Source organism: Paractinoplanes tereljensis, assembly GCF_016862435.1.
Lineage (GTDB): Bacteria > Actinomycetota > Actinomycetes > Mycobacteriales > Micromonosporaceae > Actinoplanes > Actinoplanes tereljensis.
Genome location: NZ_BOMY01000033.1, coordinates 24,718 through 49,241, shown reverse-complemented (window position 1 = coordinate 49,241; position 24,524 = coordinate 24,718). Strand labels below are relative to the sequence as shown.

Sequence of the window (24,524 nt, the reverse complement as noted above, 5' to 3'; positions counted from 1 at the left end):
CGTCACGAATGAAAACGCGCCATTTCTCAATGGCCGAGACGGGCCTGGCAGCACCCTCGCCGACGTCCCACACAATGGGATCGAGCTACAGGCGGAAGCGACCGACCACGGTCTGCAGGTCCGCCGACGCCTGGCCCAGCCGCTCCACCGTGGTGGTTGCCTTGCTCAGGGCCGACGTCGTCGCCTGGGCCGCGTCGGCCACCCCGGTGATGTTGGCGGCGATGTCCGAGGTGCTGCTGGACGCATCGCTCACGCTGCGGCTCATCTCGCTGGTGGTGGCGGTCTGCTCCTCGACCGCGCTGGCGATGGTCAACTGGTAGTCGTTGATCCGGGCGATGATCCGGCTGATCTCGGCGATCGCTCCGACCGCGTTGACCGCGTCGGACTGGATCGCCTCGACCCGCCGGGAGATGTCGTCGGTGGCCTTGGCGGTCTCCTGGGCCAGGTCCTTGACCTCGCCCGCCACCACCGCGAAGCCCTTGCCCAGCTCGCCGGCCCGGGCCGCCTCGATTGTCGCGTTCAGCGCCAGCAGGTTGGTCTGCTCGGCGATCGAGGTGATGGTCTTGACCACGTTGCCGATCTCGGCGCTCGACTCCCCCAGCTGGGACACGATCTGGTTGGTTTTCTCGGCGACGCCGACGGCCTCGGACGCGACCGACGCGGCGTCGTTGGCGTTCTGGCTGATCTCCCGGATCGACGCGCCCATCTGCTCGGAGCCGGCTGCGACGGTGGAGACGTTGGACGAGACGGTCTCGGCCGCGTCCGCGACGATGCTGGCCTGACTGGCCGCCTTCTGCGCACTCTCCGAGATCTCCCGGGTCAGGGCGGCGAGATCGACGCCGGTGCCGGCCAGGGTGCGGGCCGTGCCGTTGATCTGGTCGACGGTGTCGCGCAGACCGTCGCGGGCCTCGTTGACCGCCACCGCCATCGCGCCGATCTCGTCGCCGCCGTAGACGACGGCGGACTGGGCCAGGTCGTTGCGGGCGAGCGCGTGCAGCGCGGTGCCGACGGTGACCACCTGGCGCTTGATCGAGGTGGTGACCAGATACCAGAGCCCGAGCCCGACGGCGAGGCCGCACACCAGCGTGATGATCATGATGTTGCGGGACGAGGAGTAGGTGGCGGTCGCCTCGTCGGCCATCGCCTGGGCCTCGCTCCGCTCCAGTTCCTGCAGCTTGGCGGTGGCGTCGCTGAGCGCCGTCTCGGCCGCCCCGAAGGCACCGGCGACGTCGGTCGGCATGGTGAAGCCGGACGGCGGCGCCTCGCGGAACACGATCACGTTACGCAGCGTGCGGAACGTGGCCAGCGCCTCCTGGGCGGACGCGATGGCAGCCAGCCGGACGGACGATCCGGTCGCGGCCTTCGCGTACGAGGCAAGTGCGGCGTCGACGTCCCCGTCCGCGGTCTTGGTGTCGGCCACGGCGTCGGTCTTCGCGGTCGAGGTCGAGACCTGCACGATGAACATGCTGCGCCACATCAGCGCGAGGTTGCCGCGCGCCTCGGAGAGATAGGCCATGCTCTCGACGTGCTTGGTCTTCATGGTCGCGAGTTCGTCGTTGAGCGCACTCATCCGGGCGATTCCGACCAGCCCGACGACGAGCGCGGCCACGGTCAGCGCGAAGACCAGGACGCCGATCTTGCTGTTGATCTTCAGGTTGGCGAACCCGCCGCTGACCTTGCTCATGGTTGCCCTTCAGGTGCGATGGAGTGGCGATACCTCCCTAGGCGATTCGGCGGAATTGAGATTCGGCTGAGCTTTAGCGGGACGCAGGACAACCGCCGCTAAAGCGGCGACCACGGTGGTGAGCACGGCGGCGGTCAGGGCCATAACCGAAAAGGCACTTGCGTACGCCGGGACGGCCGTCCCCAGAAGCAATTCGCCCGCGCGACCCGGAAGCGTGGCCGCGACGGCGACCGCCTCGCCGAAGGTGGCGTCCGGCCGCAGTCCGAAATCGCCCAGCGCCGGCCCGGCCGAGCCCCGGTACACCGCAACCATCAGCGAGCCCAGCAACGCGATGCCGAGCGCCCCGCCCAGCTCGCACCCGGTCTCGGCCAGCGCCGCCGCCATCCCGGCCCGGGCCGGTGGCGCGGTCGACACGACCAGGTCGGTGGTCAGGATGTACGCCGGGGCCAGCCCGACCGAGAACACCACCGCCCCGGTGACCACCGCGGCCAGCCCGCCCACCGCCATGATCCCGAGCCCCACCGCGATCGCCCCGAGCCCCGCCGCGATCACATAACCGGCCGGCACCCACCGGGCCAGAGCCGGCCCGAGGAACGACGCCGCCAGATAGGCGAGCACCGAAGGCAACGTCCACAGCCCTGCCTGCAACGCCGACAACCCCAGGGCGAGCTGCAGATATTGGGCGATCGCGATCTGACTGCCGTAGTGCACGAAGAATGACAGGGCGTTGCAGGCCAGCGCCACCGACGTCCGCGCGTCGCGAAAGATCGCCAGGTCGAGCAGCGGGTGCGCGATCCGCCGCTGCCGGCGCAGGAACCGCGCGAACAGGAAGACGGACGCACCGATCGTCACCAGTGGAAGAACCTGCCACCCGGAGGCCGCGAGCCGCTTCACGCCGTACACAAAAAGGAGAACGGCCGCGAGACTCTGCAGCGCCCCGGCCACATCGAAGGTTTTGGCCGTGCCGTCGCGCGACTCCGGCAACAGCACCGGCCCGAGCGCGAGAAGCAGCAACACCGCCGGAACGGCGATGACAAACACCGACCCCCACCAGAAGTACGCGAGGAGCGTCCCGCCGACGAGCGGCGCCGCGATCCCGCCGAGCGAGAAGCTGGCACTCCACACCCCGAGCGCCACCGTGCGGGCCCGCGGATCGGGAAACATCGTGCGAATAAGCGCGAGCGTCGACGGCATCAACGACGCCCCGGCCAGCCCCATCAGCACCCGCGCGGCGATCAGCTGCCCCGGCGAAGCGGCAAACGCGGCCAGCAGCGAAGCACCCCCGAACCCGCCGGCCCCGATCAGCAGCAGCCGACGCCGCCCGATCCGATCACCCAGCACCCCCATAGCGATAAGCGCCCCGGCCACCACGAACACGTAGCTGTCCATGATCCACAACAGCTGCCCACTGCTGGGCCGAAGATCCGCCGTGAGCTGCGGCGTAGCCAGGTAAAGCACCTCCGCATCAAGCGAAACAAGCAGGCAGGGCAGCGCAAGAACCGCAAGCCCCGCCCAGCTGCGAGCAGTCGCACTCATGCCCACTCCCCAATCAACGTAACGCAATGAAGGCGCTCATGACGTTACGCAGATCCCGTCAGCCACGCAACGCGAAGAACCACCCCAATGCGTTATGCTCGCCAGGTGGCGACAACGATCGCGATGATGGCGATGCCCGACCTGGTGGCACTAATCAACGAGTGGGGCACCATGCCCCGCACCCTCGACCCCACCAAGACCGGCGAAGATCCGTCCCGCACGGCCCTGGCCGACGATTTCCACCCGATCTTCGCGACCAACAGCACCGCAGACCGAGCCCACCGGATCACAAACCTGCTGACCACCACCGGAGTCCGCCCGATCCTGACCGCCGACGAAACCGGCACCTTGACCGAGCAGTGGACGGTCGCCGACTCAACCCAGGCCCCCCGAGCAGCCGCCGCGCTGGCCCTGCGACACCACCTGTCCGAACATCCCGGCCGCATAGGCGTGTGCGCCGACGACCAGTGCGCCGACGTCTACGTAGACAACTCCCCCGCCGGCCGCCGCCGCTTCTGCTGCCTAACATGCCAAAACCGAGCCCGAGCAGCAGCCTTCCGCCGCCGCGCCAGGCCATAGCCCCCCACCGCCACCCGCACCGCCCAGCCCACCGCCCCCACCCACGACCTTGCGGACTTAGCGCGCGCAGCAAGCAGCAGATCGCCAACCTCCCGCAAACCACGCCCACCTAGCGCGAACGCCAAGCACCACCCGCGATCTTGCGGAGTTAACGCGCGAAGCAAACACCAGATCGCCAACCTCGCGCCAACCGCCACCCGCTGAGGCCCGACAGCTGGGCGCCAGCCGCGATCTTGCGGAATTAGCGCGCGAAGCAAACAGCAGATCGCCAACCTCCCGCCACCGCGGCCCTCAGAAAGCGCGCCACCCCGACCCCAGCCCCGATCTTGCGGAACTGCCGCGCGAAGCAAGTGGAACTGCCGCGCGAAGCAAGCAGCAGATCGCCACCTCGCGCCAACCGCCACCCGCGGAGCCCGGCAGCTGGGCGCCAGCCGCGATCTTGTGAAATTAGCGCACGGAGCAAACAGGAAGTCGCCAACCTCGCGCCAACGAGGATGAACACTCAGCGCAACGCGGCGGCCATCACCCCGGAAAGTCCGACACCGAGCGACGGCCACAATCTTGTGGAACTAGCGCGCGAAACGAACGGCAAACCGCCAACCTCGACCCGCGGAAGGCCCGGCAGCTCAGCAACGGCCGCGATCTTGCGGAACTAGCGCGCGAAACGGTCGGCAAACCGCCAACCTCGACCCGCAGAAAGCCCGGCAGCTCGGCGCCGACGCCGGCGCCGGCGCCGATCTTGCGGGATTGGCGCGTGGAGCGCGAGCAGAAACCCAACACCCTTGGCCGCCCGACCGGAGAACTACGGACATAACTGCTTTATCGGGCGAGCCACGACCGGCCGACCCCAGCACTTTGCCACAGCAGTAACCCGCAAGATCTTTAAAGCTTTTGCCCCCACCGCAACCACAACGGGGTTTGGTTTTGACTTGAGCGCAGGCGGCACGGTCTCGCTCGCGGACCCCACCACAAAGGCCGGCCCGCCGGAGCAGCACGCCTGGAGTGCCCAAAGCGCGGCAGCCAGACCGCCCGCGAGAGGGGACCGCCCAGCCCGCTAGAAACCTGCCCGCGGGTAACCAAAGTCCCGGCTGCAACAGATCACCACGCAAGGTTTTTGGCCGGGGATGACCATGCAGGGCATAGATGCTTTACCGCCCAGCATGGTCATCCCCGGCCAAAAACCGTCCCAGAGCAAGCAAAAGGGCGGAGCCCAAAAAGGCCCCACCCCAGGCACACATCAGGTCGACAATCTTGCGCTGGCCGCGACGGCCGGGGGCGTTCAGCGCAAGTAGGACAGTGTCGGCAGGCGGGCTATGTAGGCGTCGACCAAGCGACGGGCGATCGGGACCGAATCCACCAGCGGATGGGACGCCATCGCGCGCACCGCTACGGCCCGGGATTCCTCGGCGGCCGCGGTGAGCACCGCGCGTTCGGTGGTCTTGATCCGCCGGACCAGTTCGATGCCGTGTGCCGGGACTACGGCGCCCGGGTATGGATGCGCCCCTGTCGCATCGGCCCGGCACAGCACCTCGACCACCGAGTCGTCGTCCAGCTCCGCGATGGTTCCGCGGTTGCGGACGTTGAGGATCAGGTCGGTCGGCTCGTTCCGGGCGATGGCCATCATCAGCGCCAGCGCGATCCGCTCGTATCCGCCGCCCTCAGCGTCGTCGCGCTCCCCCAGCCCCTCGAGAGCCATGTAGGTCGCATCCCGCTGCCGCAGCGCGGCCTGCCAGGCACCGAGCGGATCGTCCGACGCCAGCTCCCGGTAACACTCCTCCTGCTGACGCAGCAGGAATTCGCCCCGGGTCTCCGGCGCCTTCAGCTCGGCCCGCACCATGTCCGCGGTGTCGTAGTAATAGTGCAGGTATTCGTTCGGCACCGCGCTGAGCTCGCGCAACCGCGAGGCGCCGAACAGCCGCCCTTCCTCGAAGGACGCAACCCGGCCGTCGTCCGCCAGCAGGCGCGGAAGCAGATTCTCCGAACCAAGGCGGACACCGGTGAGCCAGCCCAGATGATTCAGCCCGGCGTATTCGATCCGAGCCAGGTCGGCCGACGGGGATGGGGACGAACCGTCGGGGACGAGTGCGGGGACACCGAGGGCGCGCACTACGCGGCGGGCCAGGGCGGATGGGGAGTCGCAGATGCCTATTACCCGGGTGCCCAGGTGGGTGGCCATCGCCTCGGTTACCAGGCCTGCCGGGTTGGTGAAGTTGATTACCCAGGCCGATGGCGCCACCAGGGCTATGCGGCGGGCTATGGCCGTGGCCACCGGGACCGTGCGCAGGCCGTAGGCTACGCCGCCCGCGCCGGTCGTCTCCTGGCCCAGCACGCCCTCGTCCAGGGCCACCCGCTCGTCGATCACCCGGCCGGCCAGGCCCTCCACCCGGATGGCGCTGAAGACGAAGTCGGCGCCGGTCAGCGCCTCGGTGAGGTCCGTGGTCGCCTCGACCAGCGGTGCGAAACGGGCCGACGCGGCCTGGGCGGCCAGCACACGCCGGATGGCGGCGAGGCGGCCGTGGTCGACGTCGTGCAGCACCACCGTGCCGATGGGTGAGTCCTCGCCGAGCAGGGCGCTGTAGACGAGGGGCACGCGGAAGCCGCCGCCGCCCAGGATGGTGAGCTTGAGCCGGTCAGTCGTGGGCATGGGCATCCGAGAGGGCTGCGATGGTGGCCCCGGCGCGGCGGACGGAGCGCTGTTCGCCGCTGGGGATGACGTCGTCCAGGAAGTTGTAGCGGGGGTCGGGCCGGGCCGCGCGCCACCAGTCGGCGATGTCGCCCCAGCCGGGTGCGGACAGCGAGCCGCCGAAGTGCTGCACCGACAGGGACGCGATCAGGTTGGCGAAGGCCAGTCGCTGCTCGAGGGGCCAGCCGTTGAGGGTGCCGAGGATGAAGCCGGCCATGAAGACGTCGCCGGCCCCGGTCGGGTCGAGCGCCTCGACCGGCACGGCGGGGGCGTGCACCAGTTCGCCGGTGGCCGAGTCGATGGCGATCGCACCGTCCGCGCCGCAGGTCACCACCACGACCGGGACGAGACCGGCGAGCCGGCGGGCCGCCTCCTCGGGGGTGGATGCCCGGGTGTAGCTCATCGCCTCGACCGAGTTGGGCAGGAAGGCGTAGCAGTCGGAGAGCATGCCGAGCGCCTCGGCCGGCCACTCGGCGGTGGCGTCCCAGCCGACGTCGGCGAAGACCAGGGTGCCGGCTTCTCTGGCCTTGCGTACCCAGGGAAGTTGGTCCTTGGTGAGGCTGACCGAGGCGGCCCGGGCCGCCGGCAGCTCGCCGACCAGGCCGTCGGCGTTCAGCGGCGGCGGATGGTCGTGGGTGATCATGCTGCGGTCCCGGTCGTAGGAGAGCGACACGGTGACCGGCGAGTGGCCGGCGATCCGGCGGGACGCGCTCAGGTCCACGTTTTCCTGGGTGCAGAGGATCTGGGCGCAGAAGTCCCCGTACGCGTCGGTGGCCAGCGCCGTGCCCAGCCCGGTCCCGAGGCCGAGGCGGGCCGCCGCGACCGCCAGGTTGGCCACCCCGCCGGGGCAGGAGCCCATGCCGGTAGCCCACACCTCAGTGCCCGGCCGGGGCAGTTCCCGCAGGCCGGTGAAGACGATGTCGAGGTAGACGACTCCCGGGACGAAGAGGTCCATCCGGTGATCGTAATTCCTACTCACCGCCGGGATACCGGTGATCGGCGCTCAGCGAGGGTGATCCTGCTGACTACCCAGCATGGAGCAAGTAGTACCGTGACAGCTAGTCCAAGGACTAGGAGTGATCATGGATGGCGGACACCGTCCGAAGCGGCCGGAATGGGACTGTGCGGCCTGTGGCCGGGACTGGCCGTGCGACCCGGCCCGCGAGGAGCTCGCCGCTGATACCGGCGGCGGGACCACGCTGGCCGTACTGATGTGGACCTATCTTGAGGATTTCGCCCTGGACGCCGGTCCGGGGCCATTCGCGGGGGCGTTCGACCGGTTCATCGCCTGGACCCGGGGCGGGACGCGGGGACAGTGACCAAGCTGTCCCCGCGCCGCCGCACTCCCTCTCCCCAGAGGCTCAGTCGGTCAGCCAGAAGGTGTCATCGGCGGCGAGGTCCGCCGAGGGGCCGCCCTCCACCTCGACGCGCCACGACCGGGCCGGGCCGTCGCGGTCGACGCGGATGGCCGGGCCGTCCCGGGTGACGGTGAACGTGCTGGTGCCGACGTACACCGTCGTACTCCCCTCGGCCGGATCGAACAGCCGGAGGGTGACCCCGTCGGCGTGGTCGTAGTCGGGGCGGTCGGTGCGGTTGCCGATCGCCAGGATCGCACCGGGACGCACGAGCAGCGGAGCGCTGTCGAAACCGTGCGTCTCGGTGACCCAACCCGGGCCCTCGACGATCTCGCCGTTCTCGAAGCGGGTCCACTTCCCGGCCGGCACGTAATAGGTGACCTCGCCGGACTCCGAGAGCACCGGCGCGACCAGCAGATCTCCGCCGAGGAGGTACTGCCGGTCGATATGGGTGACGGCGGGATCGTCCGGGAAACCGACGATCATCGGGCGCATGACCGGCAGGCCGGCCTCGTGGGCCTGACGCGCGGCACCCAAGAGGTACGGCATGAGCCGGTACTTCAAATGGGTGAACTTGCGCAGCACCTCGACCGACTCGTCGTCGAACAGCCACGGCACCCGGTACGAGTGGTTGCCGTGCAGCCGGCTGTGCGAGGAGAGCAGGCCGAACGCTATCCACCGCTTGAACACGGCCGGGTCGGGCCGCCCCTCGAAGCCGCCGATGTCGTGGCTCCAGAAACCGAAGCCGGACGACATCAGCGAGAGCCCGCCACGCAGCGACTCGGCCATCGACTCGTAGGTGGCCGAGTTGTCGCCGCCCCAGTGCACCGGGAACTGCTGACCGCCGACGGTGGCCGAGCGGGCGAACAGGACGGCCTCGCCCTCGCCCCGGGCCTCGCGCAGGACGTCGAAGACGACCTGGTTGTAGAGCTGCGTGTAGTAGTTGTGCATCCGCTCCGGGTCGGACCCGTCGTGCCAGACGATGCCGTCCACCGGGATGCGTTCGCCGAAGTCGGATTTGAACGCGTCGACCCCCATGTCCACCAAAGAACGCAATTTTCCGGCATACCACTCGCGCGCGGCCGGGTTGGTGAAGTCGACGAGCGCCATTCCGGCTTGCCACCGGTCCCACTGCCAAACGTCGCCATTCGAGCGAAGAACCAGGTAACCGTTGGCAGCACCCTCCGCAAACATCGAAGACCGCTGCGCGATGTACGGGTTGATCCACAGACACGTGCGCAGGCCCCGGTCGGAGAGCCGCTTCAACATGCCCGGCGGGTCCGGGAAGATCCGCGGATCCCACTCGAAGTCGCACCAGTGGAACTCGCGCATCCAGAACGTGTCGAAGTGGAACACGCTGAGCGGCAGATCCCGCTCCGCCATCCCATCGACGAACTGGGTGACCGTCTCCTCGTCGTACGGCGTGGTGAACGACGTGGTCAGCCACAGCCCGAACGACCAGGCCGGCGGCAGCGCGGCCCGCCCGGTCAGCGCGGTGTACTTACGCAGCACGTCGGCCGGGGTCGGCCCGTAGATCACCACGTAGGACAGGGTCTGCCCGGCCACACTGAACTGGGTGCGGGACACCATCTCGCTGGCGACCTCGAACGACACCTTGCCGGGGTGGTCGACCAGAACGCCGTACCCCTTGTTGGTGAAGTAGAACGGCACGTTCTTGTAGGCCTGCTCGCTGCTGGTGCCGCCGTCCTCGTTCCAGATGTCGATGCTCTGCCCGTTCTTCACGAACGGCCCGAAGCGCTCGCCCAACCCATAAACGGCTTCGCCAACCCCAAGATCCAATTGCTCATGTACGAAGTGGGAGCCGTCGGCGCCGTCGACGATGCCGATGCCCTTCCAGCCGCTGCCGGTGAGCCGCTTCCCGTCGGCCAGGAAGTCGATCCCCCACTCGTCGCCGGGCCGGAACCGCGCGGTCAGCGAACCGGACGTCAACGAGTTCTCGTCGATGGATACCGGGTGCTCTTCACGGTTTAGCGCGAAATTTGGCCCTTTGGCGACGCCGCCGAGGAAGTGACCGATGGTCACCCGGATGACGTCCGGCGCCGGCGCCTCGGCCGTGATCGTGATGATCGGGGCGTCCAGGGTGTCGCTGCGCGTCTTGACCTTCTTGGCGGCCGCGTACGCGGTGAGCGTCGCGCCGTCCGAAGAGGTGTCGTGCAGCTGTGCCGGGTGCAGCACCGTGAACCCGTCGCGCTTGCGCCAGTAGCCGTCGGTGAACTTCATGTGTGTCCCTTTACTTGATGGCGCCGGCGGTGATGCCGCGGGTGAGCGTGCGCTGGAAGATCACGAAGAACAACATCGCGGGCAGGATGCCGATCAGCGCGCTGGCGCTGGTCGTGGTGGCGTCCATCAGGCGATCTCCCTGAAGCACGCCGAGGGCTACCGGAACCGTCTGGTTGTCGTTCGAGATCAGGAAGACCAGCGGCAGGAAGAACTCGTTCCAGGTCCAGATGAAGAAGAACGTGAACAGCACGCCGAGGGTGGGCCGGCTGACCGGAACCACGACGCTCCACAGGGTTCGCCATCTCCCGGCGCCATCGACGGAGGCGGCGTCCAGCAATTCGGTCGGGAATTCCGTGTACACGCTCGTCAGCAGATAGGTGCCGAACGCACTCTGGATGACCGTGAAAATGATGATGACCGACCACAGGCTGTCGTACAGTCCGACCTGCTTGGACAGGTAATACAGCGGATAGACCAGCACCTCCTGCGGCAACAGGTTCGCCACCAGGAAGAACACCAAGAACCAGATGCGACCTTTGACCCGGCCGATACCCAGGGCGTACGCGTTGAGAATGCTCAGCAGCACGCCGAGTACGGCCACGATCAGGCTGGTGAAGAAGCTGTTCCAGAGCTTCTGACCGAAGTTGACCCGGTTCCAGAAGTTGACGATCCCGTCCCAGTAAAGGTGCCCGGGAATCGACAGCGGACCGTTGCTGGCGTAATCGGCCGGGCTCTTGACCGCATTGATCGCGACCACGAGCAGCGGCGCCAGCATGAGCAGCAGCAGGATGAGCAGCGCGATCAGAATGGCGAAGCGGACCGGGTTGCGGCGCTTTTTAGCCTTGACCGGCTCGTCATTTTTTACCGGCGAGGGCACAGCGGTAACTGTCATGTCAGGCTCCGGCCTTCTCGGCCCGGTTCTGCAGCCGCAGGAACACGAACGCCAGCACGATGATGATCACGGTGAGCACCGTCGAGATTGCCGACCCGTACCCGACCTGGGCTTTTTCAAAGAAGTTCTTATAGGCGAAGTACGACGGTACGAGGGTGGAGTTGCTCGGTCCCCCGCGGGTCAGTACGAAGATCTGCCCGAAGATCTTCAGCGCGGCGATCGTGGTGGTCACCAGGACCACGTAGAACTCCGGCCGGATCATGTAGATCGTGATCTTGCGGAACCGCTGCCACCAGGACGCGCCGTCCAGGTCGGCCGCCTCGTAGAGCGACGGGTCGACGCGCTGCAGGCCGGACATGAACATGACGATCGGGTAGCCGAGCTGGAACCAGATCATCACCGCCATGACGCTGTAGAGCGCGTAGTTCGGGTCGCCCAGCCAGTTCTGGGCCAGCCCGCTCAGCCCGATCGAGTCGAGGATCTTGTTGAGCGCGCCGTAGTCCGGGTGCAGGATCCAGCCCCAGACAATGCCGGTGACCGCGACCGGAATGACCTGCGGAATGTAGAAGCCGCTGCGGAACACCGAGGCCCAGCGGTTGTTGAACGTCTTCGCGATGTAGTCGAACAGCACCGCCGCGAGCACCAGGCCGAGCAGCGTCGGCACCACGGCCATCGCGATGATCAGCAGGAAGATGTGCCCGAACGACGACCAGAACAGCGAGTCCTCGAAGAGCCGGGTGTAGTTGTCGAACCCGATCCACTTCTGGTCGCCGACGCCGTTCCATTTCGTGAAGCTGGTGTAGACCGTCATGATCAGCGGCACGACGATGATCGCCACCGACAGGATCACGCCCGGGATCAGGTAGACCGCGTAACCGCCGGTCCGGCTCCTGCTCTTGCCGGCCATGGTCACGTCCTTTCGGGGGGAGTTCCGCGGGCGGCTTTCGCCGCCCGCGGAGGGGACGTCACTTGCCGAGGTCGGCCAGGTTCTCGTTGTACGGCTTGGCGATCTCGTCGAGGAACGCGTCGGGCTTCTTCGAGCCGTTGATCAGGCCCTGCACGCCCGAGACCAGCACGTCGTAGTAACCCGGGGCCGGCCAGTCCGGGTAGAACGCCAGCCCGTCGGCGGCCGACACCTTGTTGAAGGTCTCGATCAGTTCCTTGTTCTTGGGGTCGGTGATCGCCGTCGGGTCGGCCGCGATCGGCAGGCCGCCGCTGTTGCCCAGCAGGTTCTGCACCTCGGGCTGCATGGTGATGTCGATGAAGTCGTACGCCAGGCTCTTGGCCTTGCTCTTCTCCGGGACGACCCAGAGGTTGCCGCTCGAGCCCGGGTGCAGCTTGTTGCCCGGGAAGAGGAAGGTGCCCCACTGGAAGTTCTTGACCTCGGTGGCGAACCGGCCGTACCACCAGCTACCCGAGATCAGGATCGGCGACTTGCCCTGCTCCCAGGCCACGCCCATGTCCTCGGCCTTGATGCCGGCCGAGTTCTTGGCGATGTAACCCTTGCTCACCCAGTCGGCGAAGGTGTTGGCCGCGTAGGTCAGCTTGGCGTCGTGGAAGTCGATCTTGTTCTTGTAGAGCTGGTAGTCGTCCACCCAGGCCCGGTCGGCCTGCGACAGCGCCAACTCGTAGAAGATCTGCTGGGCCGGGTATTCCGCGCCACCGACCGCGAGCGGGGTGATGCCCTTGGACTTGAAGGTGTCCATCACCTTGGTGAACTCGTCGAGCGTGGTCGGTACCTGCAGGTTGTACTTCTTGAACAGGTCCTGGTTGTAGTAGACCTCGACGAACTCGCCGTAGTTCGGGATGCCGAAGGTCTTGCCCGAGCCCATGATGCCGTCGTCGTCGTACTTGGCGGTGGTGGCCAGGCTGGAGCTCAGCTTCTTGTCCCAGCCCCGCTTCGACGCCTCGTCGGTCAGGTCGGTGAGCAGGCCCTGCTTGGACAGCAGGCCGGCGGTGGCGTTGCCCTTGTTGTATTCGAGAATGTCGGGTGCACTGTCGGAGTTGAGGATCATCTGGGCGTTCTGCTGGATCTGCTCGAAGGACTTCTCCTCGAACTTCACCTCGACGCCCGGGTGCGACGCCTTGAACAGCTCGATCGCCTTGTTCCAGGCGATGCCCATGGCGCTGGTCGGACCCTCGTAGTGCCACAGGGTGAGCGTCTTGGCGTCGCTACCCTGATCGCTGTCGGAGTCCGAACCGCTGCATGCGGTCAGGCCAAGCGACGTAGCCAGCAACATTGCACCGGCAGCGACGCCGGCTCGTGATCGGAACATGCCGTCCTCCGGGTGGGGGTCGTCGAAGCGCTTCGACGATAGATTGTCGAAGCGCTTCGACGCGGGACTTTCCGGCGACGTTAGGCTTCGCGGCGCTCGCATGTCAACGGTATGACGAACAGATTTCGCAACGATCGTTAACCGGTTCAGGCAGGTCGGCTCAGACCGCCGGGCGCGCGCAGCTGTCCCGCTCTACCAGGGTGGGTGGGAGGAGCCGGATCGACTCCGTGTGGCGGCCGTCCAGCAGCTTCATCACGGTCTCGACGGCCAGGCCGCCGACGTCGTGCGACGGGATGTCCACCGACGTCAAGGGGATCGGCAGGCCCAGGGCCACGTCCCGGGGGCAGACCGCGACCACCGAGATGTCCTCGGGGACGCGCCGGCCCGCCGCCCGCAGCTGGTCGAGCAGCGGGCGGAGAGCTTCCTCGTTGTGCACCACCAGCGCGGTGACGCCGGGCAGCTCGGCGTCGATGTCGGCCAGGCAGGACTTCACGCCCTCCTGGCCGGGCTCGCACGGGTGGGTCATGGTTTCCAGGCCCAGCTCGGCCGACGCCTCGGTGAAGCCGGCCAGGAACCGCTCGGCGTACGACGTACCGCGGCGGTAGACCGCTGGCGACGGGCCGACCAGGGCGATCCTGCGGTGACCGTGCCAGGCCAGGTGGCGCAGGGTCTCGGCCGCGGCGGCCGCGAAGTCGAGGTCGACGCAGACGATGCCGGACGGGTCGCCGGGCAGGCCGATCAGCACCGTCGGCTGCTTGAGCTTGCGCAGCGCCGGGATACGCACGTCGTCCTTCTCCACGTCCATCACGATCAGCGCGTCGACCATCGTGCTGTGCGCGACGCGTTCCAGGCCGCTGGTGCCCTCGTCCTTGGTCAGCAGCAGCACGTCGTGATTGTGGGTGCGGGCGGCGGTGACCACGGCGGTCGCGAACTGCATGATGACCGGCACGTTGACGTCCACCCGCAGCGGCACCACCAGCGCCAGCACGTTGGTCTTGCTGCTGGCCAGCGCCCGGGCGCCGGCGTGCGGGTGGAACCCGAGCTCGGCGATGGCGGCCTGGACCCGGGCCCGGGTCTGTGCCGAGATCGGACGCCGGCCGCTCAGCACGTACGACACCGTGCTCGGCGACACCCCCGCGGCCCGGGCGACGTCGTTGATCGTCGGCACTGGCCCTCCCCACGTCACCCGATCACGTTCCATGATGTTCCCTAACTGAAAGCGATCCTAGCCAAGGGCGTGATTGCGGCGGTCCGGTGCCGGAACGTCCCGCACCGGCACCCCGCCGCGCTGGCTGCCCGCGACCACCAGGTGCGGGGTCGCGACGGTCGACGGCTGCTCCGCGATGACCGCCACGGCCAGGGTGTTCGTCCCGTTCTGGTGCAGGACGCCGGCCGGCAGCACGAAGTCGGTCTGCGGGCCGATCGCGGCGCCGTATTGGCCCACGTTCCAGCCGTTCAAGTACAGAATCGCCCGATATCCGGCGGGGATCGCCCCGTCGAAGCGCAGCGCCACCGAGGTGTCCTGCCCGGCCGGCAGGTCGACCCGGAAGTCGTCGCGCAGCCAGGTGACCCCGGCCGGCACCGACTTCGAGGCGGCCGGCCAGGACCGGTCGGCGAAGCCGGGCAGGGACCAGCCGGCCCGCTCGCCGTAGAGGCCGCCGTTGTTCAGGCCGCCCCGGGCCGGGTCGAGCCAGGCCGTGCCCTGGATCTTCCAGGCGATGGCGGCGTCGCCGACGCGCGCCCCGATCAGGCCGCGGGGCTGGCGGAAGCGGTTGTCGTCGGCGGTCCAGTCGTCGTTGTGGCCCATGTTCTGCACCAGCACCGAGAGCACGGCCGGTTGGCCCGCCTTCAGCAGGCCGGCCGGGACGGTGAACGAGCCGGCACCCGGCGACCCGGTTTCGTCCTCCACCCCACCGGCGGCGGCGCCCAGGTATCGGCCGTTGAGCCAGACCAGGTAGTTGCCGCGCTTGCCGGTGATCGCGTTGAGGTCGGCCGTGGTCTCGGCGCCGGTGGCGGTGAAGTGGCCGCGATACCAGACGCTGCCGGTGTGGAAGCCGTACTCGTCGCTGAACAGCACCGGCTGGGTCAGCGGCGGGAAGGGGCTGAGGCTCGTGGTCTTGTCGGCCACGGTCCAGCGCGAGTCGTCAAACGCCGGCCGGGCCTCCGGAGCCTCGGCCTGCTGCTTCCAGCCGGACAGGGCGGGCAGGGTGACCGCGCGGGGGCCGGGCACGCTGCCGATCAGCGAGCCACTCGGCGAGGTGCGCGCCGCGACCGGCTTGCCGTTGACCGTGATGGCGCGGGCGGGAGAGAAGACCTCGACGGGACCGGCCGCATTCGAGTCCGCGCGCAGCGCCGCGGTGCCGTGGATCAACGCGGCCGACCGCAACAGATCAGTGCCGCGCACCAGCACCGGGCCGGACGCGGTGTCGTAGCGCCAGAACGCGGCGGCGGTGTCGTCAGTACCGAGCAGGAGCAGTTGCGGCCGCTGTCCTCCCCCGGTGACCTGCACTCTGGCGAGGCCTTCGTGGGTGTAGTCGAGCCGCAGCTTCCCGCCGCTGTAGGTCGCGCTCACCTGCCCGTCGAGGACCCTCACGACCGGCTTCGACAAGTAGTTGAGCACCGTGGTCCCGGGCGTTCCGGCCGTACCGTAAAGGACCTTGATGTCTCGCCCGGCGATGGTCGCCCTGGTCAGCAGCTCCGAACTGGAGGCCGCGAGATCGTCGAGGCCGGTCACCAGGATCTTGGCGTCGTGCCCGTCGAGCCGCAGCGGCAACGCGTAGCCGCCGAGGTCGATGGTGGACGTGACCGGCGTGGTGCCGGTGTTGCGGACCAGCACGAACGACGTCCCGGTGTCCGGGTTGGATCGGGCCGCCGTCTCCAGGCCGGGCGCGGCCGGCGCGGCCACCGCGTCGGTCTTGGTGAGCTGCGGGACGGACTGCAGGAAATAGCCCTGCCGCTTGTATTCGAAGTATTTGTCGGTGAGCTGGCGGTCCTCGGAGATCGCGGCGCCGTAGTCGTAGGACGTATAGACGTCGTTCGGTTGCGCGAGCCAGCCCCAGTTGGTGCCGCCGAAGCCCATGTAGTAGTTGAACGCGGTAGCCCCGGAAAGGATCATGTTCCCTTTCTGGAAGTACTTCGTGTACTGCACGCCGGTCAGCTCCCGGCACGCGGCATAGCCGGCGTTGTTCAGGTCGATCGCGCCGGCCTGGTATTCGGCGGCGAAGACCGGCGCGTCCTCGCGGACCTTCTCGGTGACACCGGCGCCCCACGGGCCCCACACCGTCGCGGCATTGCCGCAGTCGAAGGATTGCGGGTAATCGTCGACCCCGGGGATCTGCACCGCACCGAGCCCACTCCCCCACGTCGACGACCAGGAACCGGCGTCGCAGCAGTTGTTGGTGGTGATCGGCACGTCGATGCCGTCGGCCCGCGCGGTGTCCTGCAGGTCCTGCATGTAGACGGCGTCGGTGTTCACCGCGTACTCGTTCTCGACGTTGTACAGCAGCACCGACCCACCCCGGGTGACCTGGTGCTTGGCGATGATCGGATTGATGTGCGCGAGCCAGTCGTGATAGGCGGCGGTGTATCCCGGCGCGCTGCTGCGGGCCCGTCCGGGAACGGTTTTCAGCCAGGCCGGGAAGCCTCCGCCGGTGGTCTCGGCATTGATGTACGGGCCGGGCCGGGCGATGACGTAAAGGCCGACCTCCTCGGCGATGCGCAGGAGGCGGTCGACGTCGCGGACGCCGGTGAAGTCGTACTGCCCGGGAGCCGGCGAGTGGAACGCCCAGGAGAAGTAGACACTGATGCCGTTGAATCCGGCTGCCTTCTCCTTCTCCAGGATGTCGCGCCACAGATCGGGGCTGGGTAGCCGGAAATAGTGGAATTCGGCGGCCTGCAGGAGAACGCGCTCGCCGTCGACCGTCAGCGAGTACTTGTCATAGGTGACCGTGTGCTTGCTTTGCGCAGCGGCCGATGACGGGACCAAAAGGCCCGCGACAGCCAGGACCAGGGCGAGCAGGATCTTCATGCGGACCTCTCAAGGACGGTAAAAACCCGCCCGCCGGCTGACCAGGCCGGCGGGCGGGTTCCCCTCTCACCGAATGGAGAATGTGGACACGCGCAGCGCGTCGCCGAACACCAGGTAGACGTCCTGGTGCCCGCTTGCCTTGGCCAGCTTTGCGGTGACCGCGGCGTACTTGTAGACGTCACCGGTGGCGGTGACCGGAGCGGTGCCGACCAGCCGGCCGGTGGGCGAGCCCAGCCGTACCTGAATGGTGGTGTCCTTCAACGAAGCCACCTGCGCGGTAAAGGTGCCGCGCAGTTCCGCGTCCTTGAAGACGATCCATTGGCCGGCCGCGTTCGAGCCGACCGACGTACCGGTCGCCTTGCTCTCGTCGACCAGCTTGACGCCGTCGGCGTACCCGTCGAAGGTTTCGGCCCGCGTCGTGCGGCCCAGGTCCCGGGCGGGGATCGTCTCGCCCCGCACCGACAGCGACGTGCGCTGCCGGATGTCGCTGGACGACGCGCCGATCAGGATGTCGTAGACCGATGACTCGACGACCCACTTACTGCGGGTCTGATCCCAGCGCTTCAGGTCGGCCGGGCTGAGCGCGAGGCTCACGGTCTTGGTCTGGCCGGCTTTGAGGTGTACGCGCTGGAAGGCGCGCAACTGCTTGACGGCCGTGGTGTCCCGGGACGTGCGCTGGTGGGTGTAGAGCTGGACAACCTCGTCGCCGTCCCGCTTGCCGGTGTTGGTCACCGTCAGGGTGACCTGACCACGGCCGACGCTCGGCTTGCCGTACTTGAAGGACGAGTACGAAAGTCCGTAGCCGAACGGGTAGAGCGGCGTCTGCTTGCTGTACAGGTAGGTCTGCTGGGACTTGATGATGTCGTACTCGAGCAGGTCGGCCGGCAGCTGGCTGTCGCTGGCGTACCAGGTCTGGGTCAGCCGCCCGGCCGGGTTGTAGTCGCCGTACAGGACGTCGGCGATCGCGTGGCCGGTCTCGGCACCCGCGTGCGTGGTCCAGATGATGCCCGGCACGTTCTGCTGTTCCCAGTTGATGGTGTCCGGGTAACTGGTCTGCAGCACCACGATGGTGTGCGGGTTGGCCGCCTTGACCGCCTTGACCAGGGCGGCCTGGCCGGCGCCGAGGGCCTGGGTGGTGCGGTCATGCGCCTCCCGGCCGTTGATGAACGGCTGGCTGCCCACCACGAGCACGGCGGTGTCGGCCGTCTTGGCCGCGGCGACCGCCTCGTCGATGCCGCTGCGCAGCACCTCTTTGCTGAACTTGGCGGCGCCCGCGGCGTCCGGCGAGCCCAGCGCGAGCTTCCCGTCCGCGTCGATGGTCAGGTACCGGTTCGGCCCGAACCAGCTCTCGCCGGTTTCGTAGCCGGCGTAGCGGATCGCGATCGTGCCGTCGGCCTGCGGCTCCAGCTTGAACTGCTGCTGCACGAACCAGCCGCTGGGCTGGTCGTCGCGGGTGACGAACGGCCCCCAGTTGTAGCCGAGGTACTTTCCGTTGGCGACGTTCTTCAGGGTCAGTACGTCCTGGCCCCAGTCGTCGGCGTCGAACTGCGCCGCCGCGGTGGGGCTGTCCGCGAGCACCGAGGCCGCGTCGTCGGTCGAGGCGACGTACTTGCCGGTGGCCACCGAGCGCAGCGCGATCCGGTCCGAGCCGGTCGAGCTCACCACGGAGCCGGCCTTCTCGGTGATCCCGTCGACGGCGGTCACCTGGTACGGGAGCTTTCCGCCGTACCAGTCGCTGTAAAGGGTGTCGGCCAGTGGGCCGACCACCGCGACCTTGCCGCCCGGCTTGAGCGGCAGCGCGTTGTTCTGGTTCTTCAGCAGCACGATCGCCTTGTCGGCGGTCTCCCGGGCGAGCTTCTTGTTCGCGTCGCTGTTGATCACCGAAGGCCCGATCTTGGCGTACGGGCCGCCGTCCGGGTCGAACTCGCCGAGCCGGAAGCGGATGCTCAGGGCCTGCCCAGCGGCCACGTCGATGTCGTGGACGGTGAGCAGGCCCTGATCGAGGGCGGCCTTGATCGCGGTGACCGTGGGTGTGCCGTTGGCGTCGTCCACCGTGAATGCATTGAGGCCGGCCTTGATGACCGCGGCGTTCGCCTCGGCCTGCGTGCTGAAGTACTTCTGCGAACCGGTCAGGTTGTACGGGGCGTAGGCGTCGGAGACGTTGAACAGCGGGTAGTCCGACCAGCTGCGCTCGAGCGTGGCGAGGTCCGGGTCGACCGTCGCCGGGCGCCCGTTGACCAGGTTGTAGGAGGCCATCACGCCGGTCGCGGCGTTGGCTTCGAGGGCCGGCTTGAAGGCGGCCCGGTCGTACTCGTTGAGCACCCGGGGCGGCACGTTCGACGAGGTCACGTCGCGGCCGGCCTCGTTGTTGTAGGCCAGGTAGTGCTTGAGGGTGGGCGCGGACTTGAGGTGATCCGGGTCGCCGCCCTGCAGCCCGTCGCCGTAGGCGGTGGAGATCGCCCCGGTGAGCAGCGGGTCCTCCGAGTAGCCCTCCTCGTTGCGGCCCCAGCGCGGGTCACGCAGCAGGTTGACCACCGGCGCCCACAGGTTCAGGCCGAAGACGCGGGGGTTCTTGGCGTTGAAGCCGCGGGCCTCGTCACCGACCGCCGAGCCGACCCGCTCGATCAGCGCGGTGTCCCAGGTGCTGGCCAGGCCGACCGGCTGGGCGAACGACGTGCCGTCGGCCTGCACGACCGCGCCGCCGTTGTCGATGTCGTTGGACCAGGCGACGCCGTGCAGGGCCTCGGTGCCGGCCTTGAACAGGTTGATGCCGAGCCGCGGGATGGCCGGTTGGTACTGGTGCAGGAGCGAGATGCGCTCGTCCAGGGTGAGCCGCCCGACGAGGTCGTCGATGCGCGCCTGGAGCGCCAGATGTGGATCACGGAAAGGGTAGGACGGATCCGCGTGGGCGGCGCCGGGAATGGCCGGTACGACCAGTAATGCGGCGGCCAGCAGCGGCAGAAAACGCCGTCGCATGGGCGATTCTCCTCAATTATGGGAACGACGAATCACCTGCTCAGCACGGGTGGATGGACCGAGCAGGCGATCTTTCGAAGTAGTCGTCGAAGCGCTTCGATTATCGGCGGTATCGCTCACGATAGATGCCCTCCTATCTCGTGTCCACAGTCTCTTGGAAATCGCCCGGTAACATCGACTCGGGTCTTCTTCAGCCGCAGGTCGGGGCCATGATCACGGGCGGCTAGGATCGCCGTCATGCCGTCTCGCCGTAACCCGCTGATCTTCGTGGCCGTGCTCGCGGCACTCGTGCTGCTCGTCGCGGCCGGCTCGATCGCGTACTTCGCCGGGGTATTCGACGAGAAGTCGAAATTCACCGCCGCGCCGGACGGCTGCACGCCGGTGGAGCCGGGCCTGCACTTCCTCGGCACCGGCTTCGCGACCGCCGCCGGGGACGGCGGCGGCTGCAAGGTGGTGCGGGCCGACTCCGCGACCCACACCGTCCTGCTGATCAACTACAAGGTGGCGTCCTCCCCGGCCGAGGCCGGCAAGCTGCTGCGCAACGCCGCGACCGGGATGGCCGCCGAGGTCCCCGGCGTCGGCGACGAGGCCTACCGGCAGGGCGAGCTGACCGCCTTCCGGGTCAGCAACCTGATGGTGCTGTGCGTCGTGATCACCGACTCGACCGGCTACGAGAGCACCGGCACCACGGCACCGCAGGTGAAGGTGTTCGAGGCCGACCTGGCGTCACGGCTGGCCGAGTAGCTCCCGGTACTGGTCGAGGTAGAAGCCGGCCTTGATCGCGGCGGTCTGCTCCGGGCCCAGCACCCCGGCCTCCGGGCCGTAGCTGACCCCGCCGTGCGGGCCCAGCGGCAGGACGATCGCGTCCGGCTGCGGCTGGTACGTGGTCAGGTCGGTCCGGCCCTCGATCAGCGCGCGGATGTTGGCCGCCGCCACCCTGGCGTGCATCTGGGCCAGGCGGGCCATCTTCAGCTCGGGCAGGGCGGTGATGTCACCGATCGCGAAGATGTTCTCGGTCCCGCAGACCCGCAGGTCCGGGTTGACCGCAAGGCGGCCGTCCGGGCGGCGGGCCGGCAGATCGGCGTACCCGGTTTCCGGGGTGGCGCCGAAACAGTCGAAGCGCAGGTCGGCGTCGACCGGCTCGGTGGTGATCCGGATGCCGCGCTCATCCAGCTGTCGCCGCAGCGAGACGCGGAACTCGTCCGGATAGTCACCTGGCATCAGGTCGTCGGCCCGATCCACGACGGTCACCCGCTTGCCCGGCCAGGCCGCGGTGATCTCGCCGGCGAACTCGAGGCCGACCGGTCCGGCGCCGACCAGCAGGACGTGCTCGGCTTTCTCCAGGGCGCGGTGGGTCTCCGCGAGTTGGTCGCGCTCACCGATTCCAATCTTTGCCGGGTACGGGTACGACGAGCCGGTCGCCAGCACCACGTAGTCACCGATTTCGACGTCTCCCCCACGGAGCTCGACTCGCGCGTCGGCGGTGACCTTTTCGGCCCACGCCCGGCGGATGCGGCCGTTGGCAAGCAGCCCGTCGTAAGGAATGAAGATCCGGTCCGCCCACGACGGGTCGACGACCGCACGCAGGGCGGCCACGTTGTGCACGAACGTCTCGCGCGGCTCGATCAGGACCACCTCGGCCACGTCGTCGAGCGCCTTCGCCACCGTGATGCCGCCGTACCCGCCGCCGATAATCAGCACTTTTGTCATGGGTCATTTCTCGCCCCTGCGGCCGGTCGCAGGGAGGCCGGGCCCAGGGTGGTAGCGGCAGGGACAGGATTCGGGCCGGGGCGGTTGTTACCGTCAATGCCATGGCCGACAACGAGTTGGGGATGTTTCTGCGCAGCCGGCGCGAGACGATCACGCCCGCCGCGAGCGGCCTGCCCACCGGCCCGCGCCGCCGCACGCCCGGCCTGCGCCGCTCCGAGGTGGCCGCGCTGGCCGGGGTGAGCGTCGAATACGTGACCCGCCTCGAACAGGGCCGCGACCGCCACCCGTCGGCGCCGGTGCTGGGCGCCCTGGCCTCGGCGTTGCGGCTGAGCGCGAGCGAGCGCGTCCACCTCTACCGGCTGTCCAAGGGCGCCGACCGCGGCTTCACCTGCCGGGGCGACGCCGGCCCCGGCCGCGAGGTGCGCCCCTCGGTGCGAGCCATCCTGTCCCGCCTCGAACCGGCCGCCGCGGTCCTGCTGAACCAGCAGGGCGACCTGCTCGCCTGGACGAGCGGCTTCCAGCGCCTGGCCGGCGCGACCGGCCTGCTCGACGGCGACCCACCCAACCTCAACCGCTACGTCTTCACCGACCGCCGGTCCCGCACCACCTTCCCCGACTGGGACATGGTCGCCGACGACCGGGTGGCCGACCTGAAACAGGGCCCGTTCCGCGCCGACCAGCACCTGGCCGCCCTGGCCGACGAGCTGACGGTGCTGGCCGGCGACTCCTTCGACGAACGCACCCGCACAGTCCCCGGCCTGCCGTCGGCGAACGGCATCCGGCGCTGGATGCACCCGGCCGCGGGCGAGCTGCGAGTGGCCTACGAAACCCTGGACCTACCCGCCGACGACGGCCAGCGCCTGGTAATCCACCTCCCCGCCGACGCACACACGGAAGAGGCCCTGTCGGCCTTCGAAACCCCACTTAGGCTGGTCGCCGGAATTCTCTGACAAATCCGGAAGGTACGCGCATCCCGCCCCACAACCGCACCATCGGCAACCGCCGAGCAACGCGATCAACGACGGCCACAAGGCCGCAACGCGACTCTCGCGCAGGAGATCCAGGCGCCGGCCCGAATCTCGGCTGCGCCCGGCGGCCGGGACTCCCTAAAGTCACGGTCGATGAAAGCCAACGACTGGCACGACCCCGAGTGGGTGGCGGCCGCGCACGAGTGGATCATGGCGCATCTCGACGCTCCGGCGACTGGGCCGATCGTTGAGGTTCGGGTCCGGCCCTGGTCGGTGACGCACCGAGTATCGACGGCCGCTGGGACCCGATGGTTCAAGGCCAACACGGCTGCCTGCGCCTATGAGGCGCCGCTGGCGGCGGCGCTGGCCGGCTGGGTGCCGGACGCCGTGCTGGCGCCGCTGGCGGTTGACGACCGGGGCTGGCTGCTGAGCGCCGACGCCGGGCCCACGCTGCGCGACGAGATCGGCGCCGGGCCACCGGTGGAGACCTGGGCGCGGATGCTGCAGGCGTACGCGGTGCTGCAGCGCGAGACCGCCGCCCGCGCCGACGAGATGGTCGCGCTCGGCGTGCCCGACATGCGGCTGCCGCTGCTGCCCGGCCTCCTCAAGGGTTTCCTGGCCTCGGTGGAGACGGAGGGCGACGTGGCGGCCGTGCCGTTCGCCGACTGGTGTGCGGAACTGGCCGCGGACGGGCTGCCCGCTGCCCTCCAGCACGACGACCTCACCGACGCCAACGTCTTCCCGGTCGGGCCGCGGGGCTTCCGCTTCTTCGACTGGGGCGACGCGTGCGTGTCGCACCCGTTCGGGACCATGCTGGTCGCCCTCGGCTTCGCCGCCCACCTGCTGAAACTCGAACCGGGAGCCGCCGAGCTGGCCCGGTTGCGCGACGCCTACCTGGAACCGTGGACCGACCTGGCCCCGGCCACCACGCTGCGCCGCTCAGTATCGCTGGCCTACCGGATCGACCGGGTCCCCCGCGCGCTGGCCTGGCAGCGCGCCGTCCAAGACGCGGCCCTCCCGGTCGACGAGGACTTCCGCACCGCCGCCGCCTATTGGGTCGGCGAGCTGCCCGCGCCGGCGGTGATCTGACCGCGCGATCTGGATCCAGCCCATCACCGCGCGAGAGGCGCGCTACGGCCGTTCGGCCGTCGAGGGCTCGCGGGCGGCAGCCGCCGCAGGCGGGGTTCGTGGCTGTGCGGTTGGGGACCGGGAAACGCGTACTATTCGGAGTTCGTCGATGTTGGGGGGGCTGGCGTAGATGACCGGGCGCGTGCGGGTGGAAATGCGGCGGTCCGGCGGGTTTACCGGGCGGACGGCGCATGTCGTGCTGGAGTCCGCGCGGCTGCCGCCGGCTGAGGCGGCGGAGCTGGTGCGGCTGGTTTCGGCGATCGACCCCGGGATCGTCACCAGCACTGCGACCTCGGCGGGGGCCGATCTCATGCGCTACGACCTGATCATCGAGCGGGGTGCGCAGCGCTGGCAAGGGACGGTTTCGGATCCGGCCATTCCGCCGCAGCTGCGGCCGCTGCTGCAGTTCCTGAGCCGCTACACATAGCCGGGACCCGCGGCGGCGACGTCGACACCGCGGGCCGTTGCC

Annotated in this window: 18 protein-coding genes; 6 read left to right on the top strand and 12 right to left on the bottom strand. The window is 68.7% G+C overall.

Features of this window, described 5'->3' with window-relative positions:
- Nucleotides 1-85: 85 nt before the first annotated feature.
- Both Ate02nite_RS23005 and Ate02nite_RS23000 read right to left on the bottom strand, forming a co-directional pair.
- A complete protein-coding gene (locus Ate02nite_RS23005) occupies nt 86-1,684 on the bottom strand; it encodes a methyl-accepting chemotaxis protein (RefSeq protein WP_203808899.1) in 1,599 nt (532 codons plus the stop codon).
- Between the two features lie 9 nt (nt 1,685-1,693).
- On the bottom strand, nt 1,694-3,220 hold the full coding sequence (locus tag Ate02nite_RS23000) for an MFS transporter (protein WP_203808897.1): 1,527 nt from the start codon (nt 3,218-3,220) through the stop codon (nt 1,694-1,696).
- Nucleotides 3,221-3,325: 105 nt separating this feature from the next.
- On the opposite strand from Ate02nite_RS23000, the gene Ate02nite_RS22995 reads away from it, so the two are divergent.
- Entirely contained in the window at nt 3,326-3,799 is a 474-nt protein-coding gene (locus Ate02nite_RS22995) for a CGNR zinc finger domain-containing protein (RefSeq protein WP_203808896.1), read from the top strand.
- Between the two features lie 1,279 nt (nt 3,800-5,078).
- On the opposite strand, the gene Ate02nite_RS22990 is transcribed toward Ate02nite_RS22995, so the two are convergent.
- Together Ate02nite_RS22990 and Ate02nite_RS22985 are read right to left on the bottom strand one after the other, a co-directional pair.
- A complete protein-coding gene (locus Ate02nite_RS22990; protein WP_203808894.1) occupies nt 5,079-6,443 on the bottom strand; it encodes a family 4 glycosyl hydrolase in 1,365 nt (454 codons plus the stop codon).
- Nucleotides 6,430-7,437: a carbohydrate kinase family protein gene (locus Ate02nite_RS22985; protein ID WP_203808892.1), complete on the bottom strand. Its 1,008-nt coding sequence runs from the start codon at nt 7,435-7,437 to the stop codon at nt 6,430-6,432. The genes Ate02nite_RS22990 and Ate02nite_RS22985 overlap by 14 nt, the downstream gene beginning before the upstream one ends.
- A gap of 127 nt (nt 7,438-7,564) precedes the next feature.
- Between Ate02nite_RS22985 and Ate02nite_RS22980 the strand changes: the two genes are divergently transcribed.
- A complete protein-coding gene (locus tag Ate02nite_RS22980; protein WP_203808890.1) occupies nt 7,565-7,801 on the top strand; it encodes a hypothetical protein in 237 nt (78 codons plus the stop codon).
- Between the two features lie 42 nt (nt 7,802-7,843).
- Here Ate02nite_RS22980 and yicI read toward each other — a convergent pair whose 3' ends face one another.
- The 7 genes from yicI to Ate02nite_RS22945 form a co-directional block, all read right to left on the bottom strand.
- Nucleotides 7,844-10,078, bottom strand: coding sequence for an alpha-xylosidase (yicI, locus tag Ate02nite_RS22975; protein WP_203808888.1), 2,235 nt, complete (start codon nt 10,076-10,078; stop codon nt 7,844-7,846).
- A 10-nt stretch (nt 10,079-10,088) separates the two neighbouring features.
- Nucleotides 10,089-10,970, bottom strand: coding sequence for a carbohydrate ABC transporter permease (locus Ate02nite_RS22970; RefSeq protein ID WP_203808886.1), 882 nt, complete (start codon nt 10,968-10,970; stop codon nt 10,089-10,091).
- 1 nt (nt 10,971) lies between these two features.
- The gene (locus tag Ate02nite_RS22965) at nt 10,972-11,877 is read right to left on the bottom strand and encodes a carbohydrate ABC transporter permease (protein ID WP_203808884.1); all 906 of its coding nucleotides are present in this window, start codon (nt 11,875-11,877) and stop codon (nt 10,972-10,974) included.
- Between the two features lie 58 nt (nt 11,878-11,935).
- Entirely contained in the window at nt 11,936-13,246 is a 1,311-nt protein-coding gene (locus Ate02nite_RS22960; RefSeq protein ID WP_203808882.1) for an ABC transporter substrate-binding protein, read from the bottom strand.
- Between the two features lie 160 nt (nt 13,247-13,406).
- Nucleotides 13,407-14,414 carry a LacI family DNA-binding transcriptional regulator gene (locus Ate02nite_RS22955; protein WP_203808880.1) on the bottom strand — a complete coding sequence of 336 codons (1,008 nt, stop codon included), beginning with the start codon at nt 14,412-14,414 and terminating at the stop codon, nt 13,407-13,409.
- Between the two features lie 57 nt (nt 14,415-14,471).
- Nucleotides 14,472-17,273: a beta-galactosidase gene (locus Ate02nite_RS22950; protein WP_203808878.1), complete on the bottom strand. Its 2,802-nt coding sequence runs from the start codon at nt 17,271-17,273 to the stop codon at nt 14,472-14,474.
- 66 nt (nt 17,274-17,339) lie between these two features.
- Nucleotides 17,340-20,249: a glycoside hydrolase family 3 protein gene (locus Ate02nite_RS22945; protein ID WP_203808876.1), complete on the bottom strand. Its 2,910-nt coding sequence runs from the start codon at nt 20,247-20,249 to the stop codon at nt 17,340-17,342.
- A gap of 237 nt (nt 20,250-20,486) precedes the next feature.
- On the opposite strand from Ate02nite_RS22945, the gene Ate02nite_RS22940 reads away from it, so the two are divergent.
- Nucleotides 20,487-20,993, top strand: a complete 507-nt coding sequence (locus Ate02nite_RS22940) for a hypothetical protein (protein ID WP_203808874.1) — start codon at nt 20,487-20,489, stop codon at nt 20,991-20,993.
- Here Ate02nite_RS22940 and Ate02nite_RS22935 read toward each other — a convergent pair.
- Nucleotides 20,976-21,959: an FAD-dependent oxidoreductase gene (locus Ate02nite_RS22935; RefSeq protein ID WP_203808872.1), complete on the bottom strand. Its 984-nt coding sequence runs from the start codon at nt 21,957-21,959 to the stop codon at nt 20,976-20,978. The two genes, Ate02nite_RS22940 and Ate02nite_RS22935, sit on opposite strands and share 18 nt — an antisense overlap.
- Before the next feature lie 101 nt (nt 21,960-22,060).
- Between Ate02nite_RS22935 and Ate02nite_RS22930 the strand changes: the two genes are divergently transcribed.
- The 3 genes from Ate02nite_RS22930 (at nt 22,061) to Ate02nite_RS22920 (ending at nt 24,482) form a co-directional block, all read left to right on the top strand.
- Nucleotides 22,061-22,909 (top strand): helix-turn-helix domain-containing protein, encoded by an 849-nt coding sequence (locus Ate02nite_RS22930; RefSeq protein ID WP_203808870.1) that lies wholly within the window; start codon nt 22,061-22,063, stop codon nt 22,907-22,909.
- A 171-nt stretch (nt 22,910-23,080) separates the two neighbouring features.
- On the top strand, nt 23,081-24,016 hold the full coding sequence (locus tag Ate02nite_RS22925) for an aminoglycoside phosphotransferase family protein (protein ID WP_203808869.1): 936 nt from the start codon (nt 23,081-23,083) through the stop codon (nt 24,014-24,016).
- Nucleotides 24,017-24,185: 169 nt separating this feature from the next.
- Nucleotides 24,186-24,482, top strand: a complete 297-nt coding sequence (locus tag Ate02nite_RS22920; protein ID WP_203808867.1) for a protealysin inhibitor emfourin — start codon at nt 24,186-24,188, stop codon at nt 24,480-24,482.
- Nucleotides 24,483-24,524 lie beyond the last annotated feature (42 nt).

What these genes read in the sequence shown, in the direction of transcription:
- Ate02nite_RS23005 (WP_203808899.1), bottom strand. Translation starts at nt 1,684, where the DNA reads ATGAGCAAGGTCAGCGGCGGGTTCGCCAACCTGAAGATCAACAGCAAG.
- Ate02nite_RS23000 (WP_203808897.1), bottom strand. Translation starts at nt 3,220, where the DNA reads ATGAGTGCGACTGCTCGCAGCTGGGCGGGGCTTGCGGTTCTTGCGCTG.
- Ate02nite_RS22990 (WP_203808894.1), bottom strand. Translation starts at nt 6,443, where the DNA reads ATGCCCACGACTGACCGGCTCAAGCTCACCATCCTGGGCGGCGGCGGC.
- Ate02nite_RS22985 (WP_203808892.1), bottom strand. Translation starts at nt 7,437, where the DNA reads ATGGACCTCTTCGTCCCGGGAGTCGTCTACCTCGACATCGTCTTCACC.
- Ate02nite_RS22980 (WP_203808890.1), top strand. Translation starts at nt 7,565, where the DNA reads ATGGATGGCGGACACCGTCCGAAGCGGCCGGAATGGGACTGTGCGGCC.
- yicI (WP_203808888.1), bottom strand. Translation starts at nt 10,078, where the DNA reads ATGAAGTTCACCGACGGCTACTGGCGCAAGCGCGACGGGTTCACGGTG.
- Ate02nite_RS22970 (WP_203808886.1), bottom strand. Translation starts at nt 10,970, where the DNA reads ATGACAGTTACCGCTGTGCCCTCGCCGGTAAAAAATGACGAGCCGGTC.
- Ate02nite_RS22965 (WP_203808884.1), bottom strand. Translation starts at nt 11,877, where the DNA reads ATGGCCGGCAAGAGCAGGAGCCGGACCGGCGGTTACGCGGTCTACCTG.
- Ate02nite_RS22960 (WP_203808882.1), bottom strand. Translation starts at nt 13,246, where the DNA reads ATGTTCCGATCACGAGCCGGCGTCGCTGCCGGTGCAATGTTGCTGGCT.
- Ate02nite_RS22950 (WP_203808878.1), bottom strand. Translation starts at nt 17,273, where the DNA reads ATGAAGATCCTGCTCGCCCTGGTCCTGGCTGTCGCGGGCCTTTTGGTC.
- Ate02nite_RS22945 (WP_203808876.1), bottom strand. Translation starts at nt 20,249, where the DNA reads ATGCGACGGCGTTTTCTGCCGCTGCTGGCCGCCGCATTACTGGTCGTA.
- Ate02nite_RS22940 (WP_203808874.1), top strand. Translation starts at nt 20,487, where the DNA reads ATGCCGTCTCGCCGTAACCCGCTGATCTTCGTGGCCGTGCTCGCGGCA.
- Ate02nite_RS22935 (WP_203808872.1), bottom strand. Translation starts at nt 21,959, where the DNA reads ATGACAAAAGTGCTGATTATCGGCGGCGGGTACGGCGGCATCACGGTG.
- Ate02nite_RS22930 (WP_203808870.1), top strand. Translation starts at nt 22,061, where the DNA reads ATGGCCGACAACGAGTTGGGGATGTTTCTGCGCAGCCGGCGCGAGACG.
- Ate02nite_RS22925 (WP_203808869.1), top strand. Translation starts at nt 23,081, where the DNA reads ATGAAAGCCAACGACTGGCACGACCCCGAGTGGGTGGCGGCCGCGCAC.
- Ate02nite_RS22920 (WP_203808867.1), top strand. Translation starts at nt 24,186, where the DNA reads ATGACCGGGCGCGTGCGGGTGGAAATGCGGCGGTCCGGCGGGTTTACC.